The following is an 18,907-nucleotide window of genomic DNA, read 5'->3' as shown; positions in this document are numbered from 1 at the left end:
AGAGCGGCGATGTTCAATCTTTTGCTGGTCATGATCGGCGGTGCGGCGGGCTCAGGCCTCCGCTACGGCCTGTCGCGCGTTTTGCCGACGCAGCCGTGGCCGTGGCACACCTTCGCCGCCAATCTGGTTGGCGGGCTCCTGATGGGGCTGTTGATGGGGTGGCTGTGGTCGAGGGGCGGAGACGAGAAGCTCCGTCTGCTGCTGGGTGTTGGCGTGCTGGGCGGCTTCACCACCTTTTCGAGCTATTCGCTTGAGGTCGTGCAGATGCTGGAGCGCCGCGACTACGGCACCGCAACCGTCTATGCCGCAGGCTCGGCGGTCGCCGCTATTTTCGCCGTCATGATCGGTTTGTATATCGTCCGGAAAGTGACCGGATAAGAAGGTAAAATGAGTAAGGAAGTCAAAACCCTCTACGTCGCCGAAGGCGAAGACGGCGTCCGCGTCGATCGCTTCTTCAAGCGTCGCTGGCCGCATATCAACCACGTGCAACTCAACAAGCTGCTGCGCTCGGGGCAAGTGCGCGTCGACGGGTCGCGCGCCAAGGCCGATACGCGACTGGTCGCCGGTCAGACCGTGCGTGTGCCGCCGCTGCCCGACGCGCCGACTGAGGATCAGCAAAAGCGCGAGCGTGCCGAACTGTCGCCGCAGGAGGTCCGCTACGCCAAGTCGCTGGTCCTCTACGAAGACGAGGACGTGATCGCCATCAACAAGCCGTCGGGCCTGGCGGTGCAGGGCGGAACCAAGACCAAGAACCATATCGACCGTCTGTTGTCGGCGTGGGGCGAGGGGCTGGAGCGCCCGCGTCTGGTTCACCGCCTCGACCGCGATACCTCGGGTGTGCTGCTGCTCGGCAAATCGCCGTCGGCGGCCGCGCGTCTGGCCGGGGCCTTCGCCAAACGCAAGGCCTACAAGACCTACTGGGCGCTGGTCGCCGGGACGCCGGACCCCAAGGAGGGCGTCATCGACGTGCCGCTGGTCAAGAAGGGCTTCCACGACCGCGAAATCGTCCAGCCAGCCGATCCGAAAGAGCCGGGCGCCGAGGCGGCCGAGACCGAATATGTGACCATTTCGCGCGCCGCCCACCGGCTGGCGTGGATGGCGCTGCGTCCGCATACGGGCCGCACGCACCAGCTTCGGGCCCACATGCAGGCCATCGGGCACTGCATTTTGGGCGATCCCAAGTACAAGGACGAGAAATCCATAGCCTTGTCAGAGGGTTTGGGGCTTCAGCTGCACCATCGCCGGATCGAAATTCCGCATCCGAACAACGGTACCCTGATCGTCGAAGCGCCGCTCGATCCGGTCATTCAGGCCGGGTTCGATCGCTACGGCTTCGATGAGCATGAGGCCTCGGCGGAACCGTTCCGCAAGGCGACGCGGGCGTCGCGCCGATGAGGCTGGCGGTATTCGATGTCGACGGGACGCTGGTCGACAGCCGCGCCTCGATCCACCGTGCGGCGGTGGAAGGGGCCAAGGCGATCAATATTGATCCACCGACCTATGATGAGGTGCGCTCGATCGTCGGCCTGTCGTTGTTCGAGGCCTTGCAGGCCATGCGACCGGAACTGGATCCGGAAACCGTGGCGGCCTATACGCGCGAGTTTCAGAATGCGTTCCTCACCTTTCATGCCGATCCGGACTTCACCGAGGCGCTCTATGCCGGGGCGCACGAAACGCTGGTGCGACTGAAGAACGACAACTGGCTGATCGGCATGGCGACGGGCAATTCGCGCCGCGGCGTGACGCGGATCGTGGATCGCCACGGCTGGAAGGACATTTTCGACGTGACCTTCTGCGCCGACGACGGCCCGTCGAAACCGCATCCGCATATGCTTCAGTGCAATCTGAGCGCCTTGGGTGTGGGCACGCATCAGGCGGTGATGATCGGCGACGCCACGCACGATATCCGCATGGCGCGCACCGCTCAGGTCCATGCCATCGGTGTGTCGTGGGGCTTTCATACAGTCGAAGAATTGCAGGACGCCGGAGCCCATGAAATCGTGCACGATTTCAAGGCACTGGAACGGTCGCTTGAAGCGTTCGTGCCGGTATTGGCATAAACCCCCTCTCGCCCCATTTTTGATTTTTTGGGGGAGAGGGTTGGGGTGAGGGGGCTGCTTCGGTGGCTGTTACTCCCCCTCACCTGGCGCTAACGCGCCACCCTCTCCCCGTAGGGGCGAAGGGATTGCTACGAGATATTTTCATGACCTACAAAGCCGAAGCCCCGTCCAAACGTACCGATCAGGTCGGTCATAAGCCCAAGCGCTTCTGGACGTCTGTCGAGATCGCCGCCACGTCCGGCGGCTATGGCGTCAACCTCGATGGCCGTCCCGTCAAAACGCCTTTGGGGCAGATACTGGTCCTGCCGAATTTCGCGCTGGCGGCCTTGGTCGGGCGCGAGTGGGAGACGGTCGAGGACTATGTCGACTTCACGTCGATGCCTCTGACGCGGCTTGGTTTTGCGGCGATGGATCATATGGAAAGCGGCCTCGACGCGGCTCTGGCCGAGGCGGCGCGCTTTTCCGAGACCGATCTGGTTTGCTATCCGGCGGACTATCCTCAGGCCTTGATCGAGCGGGAAACGGCGGCGTGGCAACCGATCATAGACTGGAGCAAGGCCGAGTTAGGTATTGAATTCGTTCAGCAAAAGAGCCTGATGCACCAGGCGCAACCGGTAGCGACCATCAATGGCGTTCAATCATTGATTCGCGAGGTCGATATCTACACACGTGCCGGTTTGCTAGTGGCCATCCCTCTGTTGGGGTCGGTGGCTCTGGCCCTGGCCCTGTGGAAGGGGCGCTTGTCGGGCGAGGCGGCCTTTGACGCCTCGCGCATCGGTGAGGCCTTCCAGATGGAAACCTGGGGCGATGACGCCGAGGCCGTTCAGCGGGCGGCCCATATGAAAGCGCAGGCGATCAGCCTTGAGGCGTGGTTCCGGGCGTTGATCTGAACCTTTTCAGGCGTTCAGGCAGGCGCCCACTCAGCCACAGACCGAACATGTGATAGTCGCCGATAAACGACCACAGGGGATAGGTGAAGGTCGCCGGGCGGTTCTTCTCGACGAAGAAATGCGCCGCCCACGCACAGCCGTAACCGGTCCCAAGGCCTGCCAGCAACCACAGGGGCTGCCGTTGCGCGACCGTCAGTATCAGGGCGGTAATCCCGAACGTAGAGCCGAGGTAGTGCAGGGCGCGGGTCGCCGGTTTGTCGTGTTCGCTCAGGTAGAAATCGAAAAAGGCGGCATAGGTCGTGTAGCGTTCCATCCTCATATTCCTTTTGGAAAGATGAATACCACGAACTCGCCTTCCACACGAAGCGTTACAATAAATAATATCAAATGTGACCGGCAAGGGGCTTTCTCGCAGGTGCAAAATTTGCTATGACAGCGTTGTCAGATGCCGAAAGGCTTAAAGTTGAAGCGCCGAACCGATCAATCCGGCACTCGCGTCCGACCTTTGAAAACCCTTTGTGTGTGGAGATATGACAATGGAAAAGATGATCGAAAAATTCATGGCGGCCTTGCTGGCCTTCGGTTTTGCGCCGTTTTCGGCGTCGAACTAACGATCTCACTGTAAACTGAAAAGAGTAAAACGATGAAAACCCTGACCAAAGCTGTTGCACGCGCCCTCAAGACCTGGGCCTTTGCGCACCGTCTGCCGGTCGCTTAATTAGCGAAACAGCGTACCCAAAAACGCCGCCGGTTCATCCCGGCGGCTTTTTTCATGCCTTTTTGAAGGGGGAGCCCTCGGCTTCCAGCCTCTGCATCTGTTCCATAACCGCCATGCGCTCCTGCAGCAGATAACGCGCGACCGGGGCGCGCAGGGCTTCGTCGCGGATATGATGCGCCGAATAGACCGAGTGGGGCAGGTAGCCGCGCGAAATCTTGTGCTCGCCCTGCGTACCCGCTTCGACGCGTTTCAGCCCGTGGGCGATGGCGTAGTCGATGGCCTGATAATAGCAGACCTCGAAATGCAGGAACGGCACCTCGACGGTCGCGCCCCACTGGCGCCCGTAAAGCGTATCGCCGCCGACATAGTTGATGGCTCCCGCCACGGCCTCATCGCCGTCATAGGCAAAGACCAGTATGATACGCTCACGCATCCGTTCGGTAATAAGTGAGAAGAAGTCGCGCGTCAGATAGGGCGCGCCCCACTTGCGGTCATAGGTATTCTCGATGAAGGCGTGCAGCTGATCGAGGTGCGTTTCGGTAATATCGTCGCCGGTGATGACGCGCAGGTCAAGGGCGGCCTGCACGTCGCGACGTTCGCGACGGATGACTTTGCGCCGGTTGGCCGATAGCGCGCCGAGGAAATCGTCGAAGCTGTTGTAATTATTATTGTCCCACCAGAATTGCTGATCCTGACGCAGCAGCAGACCGGCTTCGCCCATCTCTTCCCATTCGGTGTCGGTGGGGAAGTTGATGTGCAGCGACGACAGGCCATTATTGTCGGTGAGGTCCACGGCGGCGCGAATAAGCGCGCGGCGAATATCCGGATCGGGCGACAGCAGCCGTGCGCCGGTGACAGGCGTAAACGGCGCGGCGGACAGGAGTTTGGGATAATACCGCCCGCCCGCGCGTTCATAGGCCTGGGCCCAGCTGTGGTCGAAGACGTATTCGCCCATCGAATGCAGCTTGAGATACAGCGGCATGACGCCCCGGATCGCGCCGGTTTCGTCGCTCAGACTGAGGTGGTGCGGCAGCCAGCCCGACGCTTCGCCGACGCAATCGGTCTGTTCGAGCGTTTCAAGAAAGGCGTGCGAATTGAAAGGATTGTCGTCGTCTTTTAACCCATCCCATACGGTAGCATCGATCTCCGAGATCGAGCGGTGCAGGGCGACGGTCAGGGCGGGCAGGGACATATCCTATAGATAGATTTGCCCTGACGTGTTCGCAAGTAATTACATCCTTCCCCGTTTACGGGGAAGTTGGCGAACAAATGCGAAAGCATTTGAGCGTCGGAAGGGGGAAAGCTTCAGATACAACGAACTCAGATGTGGGGCGTGGAAACATCCTCCCCCTTCCGTCTGCTCGTCCCTCGCAGCCACCTTCCCCGTAAACGGGGAAGGATTTTAGGTGTTTTGGCCCTGTAAACGGGGAAGGATTTAAGCCTTAAGCCACTTCGATCACGGCGTCGATTTCGACCGCGAAACCGAGCGGGATCTTGTAGATGCCGACCGCCGAGCGGGCGTGGCGACCGGCGTCGCCCAGCACCTCGACCATCAGGTCCGAGCAGCCGTTGACGACCTGAGGGATGGCGTAGAAGTCCGGACCGGCCTGCACAAAAGCCCCCAGTTTCACCACGCGCACGACATTGTCGAGATCGCCACCGGCCGCGGCCTTCATCTGCGCCAGCAGATTGATGCCGCAGACGCGCGCCGCTTCGGTCGCCTCTTCGGGGCTGACATCGACGCCGACCGTGCCCTTGAAGCGGCCCGAGCCGTCGTTCGACAACTGACCCGAAATATGGACCGTGTTGCCGCTGCGCACGAAGGGCACGTAGTTGGCGACGGGGGCGGTCGGCACGGGCAGGGTGATGCCCAGTTCGGCCAGACGGGCTTCGGTTTTCGACATGTCAGGGTTCCTTGAATTGAACGATAGGCGCTTATAACCAAAAAGCCCCCGCTTTCAAACGAAGTGTGCGTCACCATATGAGGAGGTGGAAAACTTGCCGCCTTTACCTTTTGTTTTCTTCCTTTTCACCTCGGCTTAAGACAGTTCCGCTAAGGTCAATGGCCATACCGTCCGACAGAGCCTCGAATCGCGGGCCGCCGGGCAACTTCCTGTAAGGCGCGACCGCATTGGATACGCTTGTAATGACCGCAAAGAAGGTCCTCATCGTCGAGGACAACGAATTGAACATGAAGCTGTTTCATGACCTGCTGGACGCGCAGGGCTATGACACGCTGCAGACCGGGGAAGGGCTCTCCGCGCTGGCGCTGGCGCGCAAGCATCGCCCGGACCTGATCCTCATGGATATTCAGTTGCCCGAAATTTCCGGCCTTGAAGTCACCAAGTGGCTGAAAGAGGACGATGAACTGTCGCATATCCCGGTTATAGCGGTGACGGCCTTTGCCATGAAGGGCGATGAGGAACGTATCCGCGAAGGTGGTTGCGAGGCCTATATCTCGAAGCCGATCTCGGTGTCGCATTTCCTCGAAACCGTCCGACGTTATTTAGCGTAGGTTTGGCAAGGGGGATCACATGAGCGCCAAGATTCTGGTCGTCGACGATATCCCGGCCAATGTCCGCCTGTTGCAGGCCAAGCTTGAGGCCGACTATTACGAAGTGGTCGTCGCCCATTCGGGGCACGAGGCGCTGGATATCGCCGTCAATGATCCGCCCGACCTGATCCTGCTCGACGTCATGATGCCGGAGCTGGACGGTTACGAAGTCACGCGGCAGCTTAAAGAACACCCGGCGACCCGTCATATCCCCATCATCCTGATCACGGCGCTCGACGGCCGCGAAGACCGCCTGTCGGGCCTTGAGGCCGGGGCCGACGACTTCCTGACCAAGCCGGTGGACGATGTCATCCTGTTCGCGCGGCTGAAGGCGCTGGTCCGCCTCAAGCAGATGTTCGACGAACTGCGTCAGCGCGAGGCCTCGTCGCGCCGCATGGGCCTGTTCGACGCGGCGCAACTTCAGCGTCAGATCACCGCCACCGGCAATGTCCTGATCATCGACGACAATCCGCGTCAGGCCGAACGCCTGATGCACGCCCTGGGTGCTACGCACCGGTGTGCCTACGAGACCGATCCGCAGGCGGCGCTGAAAATCGCCGCGGGACGTGTCGATCTTCTGGTGCTGAACCTGACCGTGCGAGCCTTCGACGCCCTGCGTTTCGTCGCACAACTGCGTTCCAGCGAGGCGACGCGCCAGACCCCGGTGCTTGGGATTTTCAATGCCGACGACCGTCCGGTCCTGCTCAAGGCGCTGGAGCTGGGTGTCAACGACGTGCTGCCGAAGCCCGTCGATTCGCTGGAACTGATCGCGCGGGCGCGGACCCAGATCCGCCGCAAGCGCTATGCCGATTTCCTGCGCACCAGTCTCGACAAGTCGCTGGAGCTGGCGGTGACCGATCCGCTGACCGGCCTGAACAACCGCCGCTATATGGATATGCAACTGGCGCAACTGATGCGTCGGCACCTAAAGACGGACGAGGAGGTGTCGGTCCTGCTGCTCGATATCGACCATTTCAAGCGCGTCAATGACAGCTTCGGTCATGATGCCGGGGACGAGGTGCTGAGGGAGTTCGCCGGTCGTCTGGGGATCAATGTCCGCGCCATCGACATGCCCTGCCGCATGGGGGGCGAAGAGTTCGTGGTCATCATGCCGGACACCGATTCCGACAGTGCCCGGATTATCGCCGAACGCGTCAGGTCGCAGGTCGCGGCTGCGCCGTTTGCGCTGGCCGACGGGCGGACTTTGGACGTCACCGTCAGCGTCGGCGTCGCCACCCTGACGGGACTGGGCGACTCGATCGAGGCCATGCTCAAACGCGCCGACGAAGCGGTCTATGAGGCCAAGCGCGCCGGCCGCAACAAGGTCGTGCTGAGAGCGGCCTGATCGGGGGGGCATGAGGTGCCGATCAGGCCACCCCGGGTTATGAGCAGCTGAACACGATTTTGCTGTCCCCGAGGATAGACTTTTTCACCAGCGTGATCCGGCTGTTCATCAGCGCTTCTGAAGCTTCAATCAGCTTCTGCGACGAAGCCATGATGGCCGGTGGATTTTTCGCCGCATCGGCTTTTTGGGCATAGCTAATGGCGCTCTTGAGGTCGCCGCAGTATTTCTTGTCCTTTTTACCGGAACTGTAGGCGCGTCGCAGATTGTCGGCCCCCAGGCAGAAACGCTGCTGGGCGGTCTGAGCCCAGACCGGCATGTTCTTGCCGCCATAGCGGATATGCTCGCCGCTGATGCCGCTGCAGGCTGTTTTCAGAGCGCCGAAATAGGCGTTGCCTGCGGCCTCACTGGCGTCCAGGTCGTCCGATGTGGGGACGTTCTGGGTAGCGGCATTGAAAAGTGACAGGTTGCGCTCGGTCCAGACACGGGCGCTTTCGTCGCCGAATTCGGCGGCATGAAGCGGGGCCGCGGCGATAAGGATGCACAGGGCGGTTGTATAGATGGTCAGATGATGTGGCTTTGACATGGTATCCCCGCAGAATTAAGAACGACGATATCCATTAATGGGGGGGGTGTGCGGCGTCAGCTTACAAATACCGTAAGGGGTTCCGGCGGGCATAGAAAAACCGCGCCCGGCGAACCGGACGCGGTTTTTTAAATCTCATAATGCGAGACGCCAAATAAGCTTTTGGCTTACTTGATCTTGCCTTCGCGGAATTCGACGTGCTTACGCACAACCGGATCGTACTTCTTCAGGACCATCTTTTCGGTCTTGGTGCGGGCGTTCTTCTTGGTGACGTAGAAGAAGCCGGTGTCCGCCGTCGAGTTCAGGCGGATCTTGATGGAGGCTGGCTTTGCCATGGTTTAAAACCCTCAAACGGTTGGTCAGCGGACGATTGAGGAGACACCCAGCGCCGCACAAATCTTTCAGAGGCGCGGAAAATACGCATCTGCGTCCGGAAGTCAATGGCGGAATGTAGATTTCATACATTATCGGCACGAAAGATTGGCTTTCGCGCCGTTTCCGGCCAGACTGGACCTGTTGCCGCCTCTATAAAGGACATTTGCCGCGAATGCGATACGAAGAACGCCCGCCGTCGCTGGAATATGCGCCCTATATCGAGCGATTCTGGCGCTTTTCTGTGGACGATCACGATCCACCGGCGTTCGAACACGTCATAGTCCCCGACGGCACGATCAGTCTGGCGGTTATCGTCATCCCGACGGGGCAGGCCTTTTTCAACTGGGTCGGACCGTCGGCTCAGGCGATTCGCACCGAGGTCCATCAGGGCGTGCGCTATTTCGGGGCGCGGTTTCATGCCGGGGCGTTTCGCGCCCTGACCGGGCTTGAGGCCGCGGCTTTGGCGGAGCGCGTCCTGCCGCTGGCCGTGGTGTCGCCGGACTGGGCGGCCGCCATGCAGGCCTGTGTCGGGGCCACCGATCTGACGGACTTTGCCGACTGCTTCGAGCAGGCCGCACAGCCGTGGCTGGATAGCGCCGGGCCGCGTGATGAAGCCGTCTGCGAACTGGCCCGGCGACTGATCGCGGCGGACGGGGAGGGGGCCTTGCCGGTCCACGATCTGGGGGTCAGCGAGCGGCACCTGCGTCGCCGGTTCGTCAGAGAGGCGGGGCTTAGTCCAAAGCTATTTTCACGACTGAGGCGCGTGCGGCGGGCCTGTATCGATCTGGTCCTGCACGCCCAGGCCAAGGCCGCCGTGTCGGCGGATCACGGCTATGCCGACCAGCCGCATTTTACGCGCGAACTCAAGGCCGTATTCGGCCTGTCGCCGGAGATGCTGAAACAATATCTGGAACAGATCCGTCATATCGACGTCGGCAATATTTAACCTGTCCGATTTGTTCAATCGGGCGATCTGGAACGGTGTTATGGTCGGCCGTTCAAAGGAGATCGCCATGTTGAAAACCGTTGCCCTTACCCTGATACTAAGCCTCGCACCGATGGTCGTCATGGCGGAAACGCCCAAGGCGCCTGCCGCCAAGCCGGAGATGAGCAAGCTGTCGCCCATGACCGGGGTATGGAAGGGCCGCGCCAAGGGCACCGATCGCGCGGGCAAGGCCTATGACATCATCCAGACCGAACGCGTGGGCTTCATGCTGGACGGTGACGTGCTGGTGGTCGAGGGCAAGGGCTACGAAGACGGCGGCGCGGTGGCCTTCAATGCGCTGGGTGTCGTCTCCTACAATGCGATGACGCAGAAATACGAGTTCCGGGCCTATAGCGGCGGGTTTGCCGGCACGCACAGCTTCGAGGTCACCCCCGAAGGCTTCGTCTGGGAAATGGCGGCGGGGCCGAAAGCGAAAATACGCTACCTGATTGTGATCAAGGACGGCACCTGGGTCGAGACCGGCGAGTATATAGCCGAAGGCCAGCCGGGGCGTAAGTTTATCGAACTGAACCTCAAGCGTGTCGGTGACTCCGACTGGCCGGTGGCCGGGACGATCAAACCTTAGTTTGACGCGCATCTGGTCCTAAAACCGCGGCACACTTTTAGGGATGCGCTTAACCATAGTTTTGCTTCCACTCGGCCTTGAGCCGCGCATAGTCGGGGTGGGCCTCGGCTTCGCGCCAGGCGTCGTAGAAGATGCGCGCGCTCTCGGCCTTCTGCGGGTCGCCGGTGCCGCGCTCAAGCGGCGCATGGTTGCGGTCTTTATCGTACTTGCGTCCGCCCTTGTAATTGGCGTAGCGGCGGGCGCGCGTGAAACCCATTTGCAGGAACTTGCGCGCCATATCGGCACCGACAAAGTCCTCCGCGTCCAGATAGGCTAGAAACATGGCAGTGAGGCGCTCGGCGCTTTCGCGGGCGATCTCCGGCGTCTTGAAGCGCCAGTGCGGCGTCATCTGGCTCTTGTAGGGCTCGACGATCAGCACGCCTTGCTCGCCGCGCCCAACGCGATAGGCTTCGGGGTGGGCGCAGTAGTCGACATCGGGTCGCCACGCATAGCTTGCCTTGTCGAAGTTCAGATAGGACGGGTGTTCGCTCATGCGAACGATTGTCGCCGCACGCGGATAAGGATGCGATGAGAAGCGAGCCGTGAGTTCGCAAAGGGTGGAGAGTTTCTCATACCTCCCCAGTTTACTGGGGAGGGGGACCGCACGAACTTGCGAAGCAAGTGAGATGTGGTGGTGGGGGCCTGCGCTGTCGTGGCAGCGCATAGGTGAGCGATCAGGTTCGGGCGCGGATTCTACGCGAGCCCCCCACCGTCAGCGTCGCTGCGCTTGCTGCCACCTCCCCCGGCACGCCGGGGGAGTATGAGGTGAGGGTTATCTCCGCTTGCCCTTTTTAGTCTTCGATTTCTCCGTCACGCCCTTTTGACGCGGCTTTTCGCCGGGTTTGCGCGAGCCGCCCCCCGGCCCGTTGCGGGGTACGGGCTTGCCGCCGCGGCTGGAGTCGACACGCGACCGGACACCCAGCCTGACGCGCGGGGCATTGGGATCGGGCGGCGAGGCCTCGGAGATCGCCTTGAAGACCAGCCCGCCGGTCATCGGCATGGCCTCCAGCAGCTCGACCTCGATCAGCCGCCCCAGTGGCCAGCGCTTGCCTGTCCGTTCGCCGACCAGCGCATGGGCCGTGTCGTCGTGGATATAGTAATCGTCACGCAAGGACGACGCCGGGATGATGCCGTCGGCGCCGGTTTCGGTCAGCTTGACGAACATCCCAAAGCGCGTGACGCCGACGATGCGGCCCTCGAAGGTCGCGCCGACCTTGTTCTCAAGGAACGAGGCCACATAGCGCTCGATGGCCTCGCGTTCGGCCTGCATCGAGCGGCGCTCGGTCGCCGTGATGTGCTCGGCGGTGTCGGCCATGGTCTTGACCTCGTAGTCGGTCAGGCCGTCGTCGCCCAGCTTCAGTGCCCGGATCAGCGCCCGGTGCACGATCAGGTCGGCATAGCGGCGGATCGGCGAGGTGAAGTGCGCATAGCGGTCGAGATTGAGCCCGAAGTGGCCGAAGTTTTCGGCGCTGTAATGAGCCTGCATCTGGGTGCGCAGGACGACTTCGTTGATGATGTCGAAGTGCGGGCCGTCCTTTTCCTTGTTCAGAAGCTGGTTGAAGCGTTCGGTGCGCGGCGGTTCGCCCTTGTTCCACGGGAGGCCAATCGTCGACAGGAAGTCGGCCAGATTACCGACCTTTTCGAGGCTCGGTTGTTCGTGGACGCGGTAGATCAGCGGCGTCTTATGCTTTTCCAGCGTCTCGGCGGCGGAGACATTGGCCTGAATCATCATCTCTTCGATCAGCTTGTGCGCCTCCAACGAGACGCGCGGTGTGATGGCGACGACATTGCCGTCCTTATCGAGTTGTACCTTGCGCTCGACCGAGGTGATCTGTAGCGGCTGACGGGCATTGCGGCCACGCGTCAGGCAAGCGTGCGCCGCCCACAAGGGCTTGAGCAGGGTCTCAAGGATGGGCTGGGTCTGTTCGTCCGGCGTGCCGTCGATGGCCGCCTGCGCCTGCTCGTAGCTGAGCTTGGCCGCCGAACGCATCAGGCCGCGCACGAAACTGTGGCTGATCTTCTTGCCATCGGCATCGAAGACCATGCGCACGGCAAGCGTGGCGCGGTTCTCGCCTTCCTGAAGCGAGCACAGTCCCGACGACAGGACGTGCGGCAGCATCGGCTCGACGCGGTCGGGGAAATAGGTCGAATTGCCCTTGTCGCGCGCGTCGCGGTCGAGCGACGAGTTCGACTTCACATAGTGGGCGACGTCGGCGATGGCGACCCAGACGACGTGGCCGCCGGGATTGGCCTCGTCTTCGTCGGCATGGGCGTATACGGCGTCGTCGTGGTCCTTGGCGTCGGACGGGTCGATGGTGATCAGCGGCAGGTCGCGCAGATCCTTGCGGCCTTTCAGGTCTGGCGCGACGGCGTTCTTCGCTTCGTCCTCGGTCGAAGACGCGAACCCGACCTTCAGGCCGTGGGCGTGGATGGCCATGATCGAGGCGATGCGTGGGCTGTCTTCCTTACCGATGACCTCGACCAGGCGCGCGGGTTTCGGCCCGAAGCGGTGCGTGCCACCTTGCGGCGCGGCGATGACCACGTCGCCATCTTCGAGCGAGTCGATGGACCCGGCGACCAGCGTATAGCTGTCCTTCGCCTTGCGATCGACGCTTTCCAGACGGATTTCGCGGCCTGACTTGCCCTTTTTCGAGATGCGCACGACGCCGACCAGCTTGGCCGCGCCCTGATCGAGGACCTTGACCAGATGGGCGATCCATTCGTCATTAACATATTCGAAGCGCACATAGATTCGGTCGCCCACCGTCGGCGGCGTCTGGGCGACGGTGCGTTTCAGCGGCGCGAGGCGGGCCAGCGGCGGCTTGTGCTTCAGCTTGGGATCGTCGGCTTTTCCCCACTTGACCCACAGATCGCCGTCGACGTCGCGTTCCACGACCTCGGCGACGCCGGTTTCGGGCAAGGTGCCGACCGCGCCGAACGTCTTGCGCCCGCTCTTGTTCAGCTTGCCCGATTCGCTCAGCAGTTTCAGCTTTTGCCGCAGGGCGCGGCGTTCGTCGCCCTTGAGGCCGAATTGCTTGGCCAGATCGCTGACATCCAGTTCGCGGGCGGTGCGCAGCACCTCCAGCAGGGTGTCATCGTCGGGAAGGCCCTGAAAGGAACCATTGGCGCGGGGGGTACGGGGCAGCTTGGGCGTGCGTGTCATGAATCGCAGTGTAAAGCGTTTACGACGACGGGGCCACGATTAGTTGCGGCCTATACCCCCTCGCCCCTATGGGGAGAGCCGGGCGCCCGGTGGCGGTTGGGGTGAGGGGAAAAGATCAAGGCCCATCTTCGGTAGCCGAAACTTCCGCCTCAGCCTGCCTCATCGCCAGATAATCCTCCAGCGGTCGGCCGGTGCGTTGTTCGATCAGCCTGCGCGCCAGTTTTGGCTCGTTGCGCAGCATCTCGTCGTCGCGCATGCGTTCCCGACGCTGGCAAAGCGCGGTGTGTTCCGCCTGACGCACGATGTCGGCCTTGGCGCTTTGCAGGGCCGCGGTGTGTTGATGGACCTCAAGCTTCGATTTGGCCGCCGCGGCCTCAGATGCATCGGCGCGGGCATAGAGCCGCTCGATGCGGTTACCGACGCGGACGGCACGTTCAATCTCGGGCAAGGTTTCCGGATCGGGCAGTTTTTCCGCACAGGCCAGCATCCGATCGGCGAAGGCGCGCAACCGCGCCCGGCGTTCTTCGGGGCTGAACTGTTCCTTTGTGCGATTGATCTCAGACATGCGCCTATCATGAGCGCAGGTTTCAGGGGAGGGGATAAGTGGGCCGCTTGTTTATATCTATGCGACTCTGCGGTCTGCAGAGCCATGCGCTTGCGCGCGAATAGCGAGAATCGAACCGTAAAAATAGAACCACAAAGGTGCGCTGAGCAAAGAGCAATAGTTCAAATACCAAGCGGCATACAGGGTCATACCTGCTGTAATAATGAGTTCGCCTAAAATGAACAGGTTGGCTTTTCGAAGATTGATCGGAATGAGTCGTGTCCGAAAATTAAATTTTTGTCCGATGAGAAACACTGCGTTCAAACCAACCAGCAACAGCGTCATGGGAAATATTCCGAAGACGACCCCTCGGGCGGTTGCCGCATCGGCACCGCTCCAAAAAGGTATGATGGCCATACCGTACAATTCTTCGACATCCTGAATAGCACCCCAGGCCGTCAAACCGGAGGCAATCAGTCCGACCGGTATTATCAGCCATTTGTTCGCGGGTGATATCAGGCCGTTGAGGCCTCGGTGAAACAAAAGTATGGCCCCTGCGGCTACAGCGGCGAGTGTCAGGCTAATACGTTTGATTTGATTTCGGGGCGTTGCATAGGTCTCATAAAGCCGATCATACGCCTCGTAGTCTTGTGGCGATGACTGCGCCTCAATGGCTGCCGCACCGGCCTCAAAAGCCGTTCTGTCCGTCATATGAGGTAAGGTGCGCGCATACCCAAACGCCGCCAATGCCAGCGCCAGTATCACGCATGAACCTATAAATAGCCGCATTCCGCCCCCCGAACGTCGAATTATGCCTCCGTCTTGGCCTTTGCGGAGGCTTTTTTCGCCGGTGCCTTTTTGGCTGCGGTGATCGTCTTCTTCGCCGCAGGTTTTTTGGCCGCCGTGGTTTTCGTAGCGGCCTTCTTGGCCGGAGCCTTTTTCGCGCCCGCTTTCACGCCGCCCTTGGCCGCGATCAGCTCCAGCGCCAGTTCCAGCGTCACGTCTTCGGGTTGAACATCCTTCGGGATGGTCGCATTGACCTTGCCGCATTTGACGTAAGGCCCATAGCGACCGGCCATGACCTGAATCGGGTCGCCCGATTCCGGATGCGCGCCCAGTTCCTTGAGCGGCGCGACCGACGACGCCTTGCCCTTGCCATTGGCGCGCTTTTCGGCCAGCAGGACCACGGCGCGGTTCAGCCCGACCTCGAAGATATCCTCGAAGCTGGTCAGATTGGCATAGGTCTTGTTGTGCTCGATGAACGGCCCGAACCGGCCCAGAGCCGCGACGATGGGCTTGCCATCTTCGGGGTGCAGACCGACTTCGCGCGGCATGGACAGCAGTTTCAGCGCGCGTTCAAGGTCGATCGACGCCGGAGGCCACGCCTTCGGCAAGCTTGAGCGTTTCGGCTTGTCCTCTTTCGACTCGGCTTCGCCCAGTTGCACGTAAGGCCCGAAACGTCCGATTTTCAGCGAGACGACTTTGCCGGTTTCCGGATCGGTGCCAAGTTCGCGGTCGCCCGCCGCGCCGCCGTCGTCGGAGGCGTTTTCGGGGTTGCCGACCGGGCGCGTATATTTGCATTCCGGGTAGTTCGAGCAGCCGATAAAGGCACCGAAGCGCGAGGTTTTCAGGCTGAGCAGGCCTTCAGAACACGACGGACAGGCGCGTGGGTTCGAGCCATCGCCCTTATCGGGGAAGATGTGCGGCCCCAGCGACTCGTTCAGGCGATCCAGCACTTCCGACACGCGGAATTCGGCGATTTCCCCGGCCTTGGCATTGAAGGCGTCCCAGAATTCGCGCAGCAGCGCCTTCCAGTTGAGGTCGCCCGCCGAGACCAGATCGAGCTTTTCTTCGAGATCGGCGGTGAAATCGTACTGCACGTAGCGCGAGAAGAACTGATCGAGGAAGGCGGTGACCAGACGGCCCTTGTCCTCGGGGATAAAGCGGTTCTTGTCCATGCGGACATAGTCGCGATCGCGCAGCACGGTCAGGACCGAGGCGTAGGTCGAGGGACGCCCGATGCCCAGTTCTTCCATGCGCTTGACCAGTGAGGCTTCGGAATAGCGCGGCGGCGGCTCGGTGAAGTGCTGGGCGGGCTTGATGTCGTGGACATCGACCAGGGTGCCGGTGCGCAGCATGGGCAGGCGGCCGCCGTCTTCGTCCGTCTCGTCGTCCTTGCCTTCTTCGTAGAGGGCCAGATAGCCGTCGAAGGTGATGACTTGCCCCGTTGCGCGCAGGCCTATCGCCTTGTCCTGATTGAGCAGGTCGATGGTCGTCTTTTCGACGCGCGCGGCTTCCATCTGCGAGGCCATGGTCCGCTTCCAGATCAGCTCGTACAGACGCGCCTGATCGCCGTCGAGGCGCAGGGTCTCCGGACGGCGATAGAGCGAGGTCGGGCGGATGGCTTCGTGGGCTTCCTGCGCGTTCTTGGCCTTGACCTTGTAGTGGCGCGGTTCACCGGGCACGTAAGGTGCGCCGAAGCGCTCGCCGATAACCTTGCGGATCTCACTGATGGCCTGTGGCTCGATATAGACGCCGTCGGTCCGCATATAGGTGATCAGGCCGGTCGTTTCGCCGCCGATATCGACGCCTTCGTACAGCTTCTGCGCCGTCTGCATGGTGCGCTGGGCGTTGAACCCAAGCTTGCGCGCGGCTTCCTGCTGCAGGGTCGAGGTGGTGAACGGCGGCGGCGGTGTGCGCTTGCCGGGCTTTTGCTCGACCGCTTCGACGGCGAATTTCGACAGCGAGATCGCCTTGCGCGCGTCCTCGGCCTTGTCGGCGGTGTTCAGGTCGAACTTGGCCAGCTTCTTGCCATTGAGCAGGTTCAGACGCGCGGTGAAGGGCGGCGAATTGGCCGAGACCTCGGCGTCGACGGTCCAGTATTCCTCGGTCTTGAACTTCTCGATCTCAAGCTCGCGGTCCACCACGATCTTGAGCGCCACCGACTGCACCCGACCGGCCGAACGCGCACCCGGCAGCTTGCGCCACAAAACGGGGGACAGGGTAAAGCCGACCAGATAGTCCAGCGCGCGGCGCGCCAGATAGGCCTCGACCAGTTCCATGTCGATCTGACGCGGAGCGGCCATGGCCTCCTGCACGGCGGACTTGGTGATGGCGTTGAAGGTGACGCGTTCGACGACCTTTTCCTTCAACACCTTCTTTTTGTTGAGAACTTCGAGTACGTGCCACGAAATGGCCTCGCCTTCGCGGTCGGGGTCGGTCGCGAGGATAACGCGGTCGGACTTCTTGGCGGCGTCGGCGATGTCGCTCAGGCGTTTGCTCGCCTTGGCGTCGACTTCCCAGCTCATGGCGAAGTCTTCGTCGGGCTTCACCGACCCATCCTTCGACGGCAGATCGCGCACGTGGCCGTAGGAGGCCAGCACGGTGTAATCCTTGCCGAGATACTTGTTGATGGTTTTGGCCTTGGCCGGGCTTTCGACGATGACGAGGTTCATGAGGTCTTTAATAGGGACAAAGCTGAGAAGATCAACTGATTGAATGTAAGGCACCTGTATTTTTCGAGGTCGAACATGGGCTGCGTCCCCGCATATGTCAACGCAGAGGCGAATTTGGTAATTGCAACTTAAGGTTAAAAATACTATCGTAACGTTCTGTTGCGATAGTAGAGGTGCCCATGACGAATATTCCGGAAACCGAGGCCAACAAAGGCGCCTATCCCCCGATCGATGAGACGGTCCATCGTGAAGGTGTGCTGAACTATATCGGGGAGATGGCGGTGGAATTGTCGGTCCTGGCCGATCAGATCGGCGCGCCGGCCCTCAGCGACTCTTTGCGCCGGATATACCGCAAGACCCGCGGGGTTTAGAGCGATATGCCCAAAAGTGTGAAGCGGTTTTGGGCTGCAATATCGCGACAAAGCAAAAACTTAGAATGGAATGACTTATCCATTCCATTCTAAGCCCTGACGTACTGCCCTTCATTCGTGGTGACAATCAGGCCCGCGATTTCCAGTTCACCCAAGGCGGCAAAGCCGATATGGACGGGGGCATTGGCCAGCCGCAGCAGGTCCTCGCGCGGGGCAGGGACGTGGCTGATCAGGCCCAGCAACCGGTCGCGGACAGAATCGACCGCTTTGTCTAAATCCATATCGTGCAAGGGCGTCACGGCGTGGAGCGGCACGGGGGTTGCGGCGGGCTCGAACAGCGACATCTGTCCGTCCAGAGTCCGGATGACGTCTTCGGCGGTCTCGCACAGGGTCGCGCCCTGACGGATCAGGTCATTGGGACCGCGGCAGCGTGGATCGAGCGGTGAACCCGGCACGGCAAAGACCTCGCGGCCCTGTTCGTTGGCCAGTCGCGAGGTGATCAGCGAGCCCGAGCGCAGTTCGGCCTCGACGACGATGGTGCCCATGGTCATGCCGCTGATCAGGCGGTTGCGGCGCGGGAAGTCCCCGGCACGAGCGCGGTAGCCGACCGGGCTTTCGGACACCAGCGCACCATAGGCCTTGATCGACTGGTAGAGGTCGGCATTGTCGGGCGGATAGATATCATCGACGCCGCCGCCCAAGACGGCCGCCGTGCCGGTCTTGAGGCTGCCCGCGTGGGCCTGCGTGTCGATGCCGCGCGCCAGACCCGAAACGACGAAAAAACCCGCTTCGCCAAGGTCTTTGGCGAGCGTGTGCGCGATACGGCTGCCCGCGGCGGAGGCATTGCGCGCGCCGACGATGGCTATGGCGCGGGTGGGGAAGGCTTTTTGTTCGCCCATCACCCACAGTATGGGCGGGGCGGCGGCGATTTCGGCCAAAAGCTTCGGATAGGCGGGATCGCCCAACACGATCAGGCGCGCCCCTGCGGTGGTGCCGCGCGCGATCTCGGCCTCGACGGCGTCACGACTGGCGGGTTGCAAGGCGCCGCCTGCGCGTTTGGCGATAACCGGCAGGGCTTCGATGGCCTTAATGGCGCTGCCGAAACGCAGGATCAGTTGGTGGAAATTGACCGGTCCGATGCGGTGGGTGCGCGCCAGTTGCAGCCGCGCGAAGCGTTCGGCCTCATCGGTGCAGGGCGGTATGCGTCCAAACTGTTCCTCTTCCCCCCCGTCGAGCAAT

20 protein-coding genes are annotated in these 18,907 nt (G+C 61.4%); 9 read left to right on the top strand and 11 right to left on the bottom strand.

Translation table 11 applies throughout. From position 1 onward, the window contains the following. Nucleotides 1-9 precede the first annotated feature (9 nt). The 4 genes from crcB (at nucleotide 10) to PQU92_RS02330 (ending at nucleotide 2,950) form a co-directional block, all read left to right on the top strand. Nucleotides 10-378 (top strand): fluoride efflux transporter CrcB, encoded by a 369-nt coding sequence (crcB, locus tag PQU92_RS02345; protein ID WP_272746601.1) that lies wholly within the window; start codon nucleotides 10-12, stop codon nucleotides 376-378. Nucleotides 379-387: 9 nt separating this feature from the next. After that, a complete protein-coding gene (locus tag PQU92_RS02340; RefSeq protein ID WP_272746600.1) occupies nucleotides 388-1,395 on the top strand; it encodes an RluA family pseudouridine synthase in 1,008 nt (335 codons plus the stop codon). After that, nucleotides 1,392-2,060: an HAD-IA family hydrolase gene (locus PQU92_RS02335; RefSeq protein ID WP_272746599.1), complete on the top strand. Its 669-nt coding sequence runs from the start codon at nucleotides 1,392-1,394 to the stop codon at nucleotides 2,058-2,060. The genes PQU92_RS02340 and PQU92_RS02335 overlap by 4 nt, the downstream gene beginning before the upstream one ends. A 143-nt stretch (nucleotides 2,061-2,203) precedes the next feature. After that, nucleotides 2,204-2,950 carry an ATP12 family chaperone protein gene (locus PQU92_RS02330; RefSeq protein ID WP_272746598.1) on the top strand — a complete coding sequence of 249 codons (747 nt, stop codon included), beginning with the start codon at nucleotides 2,204-2,206 and terminating at the stop codon, nucleotides 2,948-2,950. On the opposite strand, the gene PQU92_RS02325 is transcribed toward PQU92_RS02330, so the two are convergent. The 3 genes from PQU92_RS02325 to PQU92_RS02315 all read right to left on the bottom strand — a co-directional run bounded on the left by PQU92_RS02325 (nucleotide 2,916) and on the right by PQU92_RS02315 (nucleotide 5,572). Continuing rightward, entirely contained in the window at nucleotides 2,916-3,263 is a 348-nt protein-coding gene (locus PQU92_RS02325) for an Mpo1-like protein (RefSeq protein ID WP_272746597.1), read from the bottom strand. The two genes, PQU92_RS02330 and PQU92_RS02325, sit on opposite strands and share 35 nt — an antisense overlap. Nucleotides 3,264-3,720: 457 nt before the next feature. Continuing rightward, nucleotides 3,721-4,860 carry a GNAT family N-acetyltransferase gene (locus PQU92_RS02320; RefSeq protein ID WP_272746596.1) on the bottom strand — a complete coding sequence of 380 codons (1,140 nt, stop codon included), beginning with the start codon at nucleotides 4,858-4,860 and terminating at the stop codon, nucleotides 3,721-3,723. Between the two features lie 250 nt (nucleotides 4,861-5,110). Then, nucleotides 5,111-5,572, bottom strand: a complete 462-nt coding sequence (locus PQU92_RS02315; protein WP_023462762.1) for a RidA family protein — start codon at nucleotides 5,570-5,572, stop codon at nucleotides 5,111-5,113. A 242-nt stretch (nucleotides 5,573-5,814) separates the two neighbouring features. Between PQU92_RS02315 and PQU92_RS02310 the strand changes: the two genes are divergently transcribed. Together PQU92_RS02310 and PQU92_RS02305 are read left to right on the top strand one after the other, a co-directional pair. Beyond that, a complete protein-coding gene (locus PQU92_RS02310; protein WP_023462763.1) occupies nucleotides 5,815-6,183 on the top strand; it encodes a response regulator in 369 nt (122 codons plus the stop codon). A gap of 19 nt (nucleotides 6,184-6,202) precedes the next feature. Next, on the top strand, nucleotides 6,203-7,567 hold the full coding sequence (locus PQU92_RS02305; protein ID WP_272746595.1) for a PleD family two-component system response regulator: 1,365 nt from the start codon (nucleotides 6,203-6,205) through the stop codon (nucleotides 7,565-7,567). Between the two features lie 37 nt (nucleotides 7,568-7,604). Here PQU92_RS02305 and PQU92_RS02300 read toward each other — a convergent pair whose 3' ends face one another. After that, entirely contained in the window at nucleotides 7,605-8,150 is a 546-nt protein-coding gene (locus tag PQU92_RS02300; protein WP_272746594.1) for a hypothetical protein, read from the bottom strand. 167 nt (nucleotides 8,151-8,317) lie between these two features. Further along, the gene (gene rpmG / locus PQU92_RS02295; protein ID WP_004620056.1) at nucleotides 8,318-8,485 is read right to left on the bottom strand and encodes a 50S ribosomal protein L33; all 168 of its coding nucleotides are present in this window, start codon (nucleotides 8,483-8,485) and stop codon (nucleotides 8,318-8,320) included. 212 nt (nucleotides 8,486-8,697) lie between these two features. Here rpmG and PQU92_RS02290 point away from each other — a divergent pair, with 212 nt between their 5' ends. After that, the gene (locus PQU92_RS02290) at nucleotides 8,698-9,471 is read left to right on the top strand and encodes a helix-turn-helix transcriptional regulator (protein WP_272746593.1); all 774 of its coding nucleotides are present in this window, start codon (nucleotides 8,698-8,700) and stop codon (nucleotides 9,469-9,471) included. 67 nt (nucleotides 9,472-9,538) lie between these two features. After that, the gene (locus tag PQU92_RS02285) at nucleotides 9,539-10,096 is read left to right on the top strand and encodes a DUF1579 domain-containing protein (RefSeq protein ID WP_272746592.1); all 558 of its coding nucleotides are present in this window, start codon (nucleotides 9,539-9,541) and stop codon (nucleotides 10,094-10,096) included. 49 nt (nucleotides 10,097-10,145) lie between these two features. Here the strand turns inward: PQU92_RS02285 and PQU92_RS02280 are convergent, their stop codons facing one another. The 5 genes from PQU92_RS02280 to topA form a co-directional block, all read right to left on the bottom strand. After that, a complete protein-coding gene (locus PQU92_RS02280) occupies nucleotides 10,146-10,628 on the bottom strand; it encodes a DUF4385 domain-containing protein (RefSeq protein WP_272746591.1) in 483 nt (160 codons plus the stop codon). Nucleotides 10,629-10,907: 279 nt separating this feature from the next. Further along, nucleotides 10,908-13,298 (bottom strand): ribonuclease R, encoded by a 2,391-nt coding sequence (gene rnr / locus PQU92_RS02275; protein ID WP_272746590.1) that lies wholly within the window; start codon nucleotides 13,296-13,298, stop codon nucleotides 10,908-10,910. 115 nt (nucleotides 13,299-13,413) lie between these two features. Beyond that, nucleotides 13,414-13,863, bottom strand: coding sequence for a hypothetical protein (locus tag PQU92_RS02270; RefSeq protein ID WP_272746589.1), 450 nt, complete (start codon nucleotides 13,861-13,863; stop codon nucleotides 13,414-13,416). Between the two features lie 57 nt (nucleotides 13,864-13,920). Beyond that, nucleotides 13,921-14,607: a hypothetical protein gene (locus tag PQU92_RS02265; RefSeq protein WP_272746588.1), complete on the bottom strand. Its 687-nt coding sequence runs from the start codon at nucleotides 14,605-14,607 to the stop codon at nucleotides 13,921-13,923. A gap of 44 nt (nucleotides 14,608-14,651) precedes the next feature. Then, on the bottom strand, nucleotides 14,652-17,297 hold the full coding sequence (topA, locus tag PQU92_RS02260; protein WP_272746587.1) for a type I DNA topoisomerase: 2,646 nt from the start codon (nucleotides 17,295-17,297) through the stop codon (nucleotides 14,652-14,654). 179 nt (nucleotides 17,298-17,476) lie between these two features. On the opposite strand from topA, the gene PQU92_RS02255 reads away from it, so the two are divergent. Continuing rightward, the gene (locus PQU92_RS02255; RefSeq protein ID WP_272746586.1) at nucleotides 17,477-17,668 is read left to right on the top strand and encodes a hypothetical protein; all 192 of its coding nucleotides are present in this window, start codon (nucleotides 17,477-17,479) and stop codon (nucleotides 17,666-17,668) included. A gap of 89 nt (nucleotides 17,669-17,757) precedes the next feature. On the opposite strand, the gene dprA is transcribed toward PQU92_RS02255, so the two are convergent. Next, nucleotides 17,758-18,906 (bottom strand): DNA-processing protein DprA, encoded by a 1,149-nt coding sequence (gene dprA / locus PQU92_RS02250; protein WP_272746585.1) that lies wholly within the window; start codon nucleotides 18,904-18,906, stop codon nucleotides 17,758-17,760. Nucleotide 18,907: the final 1 nt, after the last annotated feature.

The sequence above is a fragment of the Asticcacaulis aquaticus genome (assembly GCF_028550415.1).
Taxonomy (GTDB): domain Bacteria; phylum Pseudomonadota; class Alphaproteobacteria; order Caulobacterales; family Caulobacteraceae; genus Asticcacaulis; species Asticcacaulis aquaticus.
Note: the sequence above shows the minus strand (reverse complement) of the source record. Positions and strands in the feature narration are given on the sequence as shown.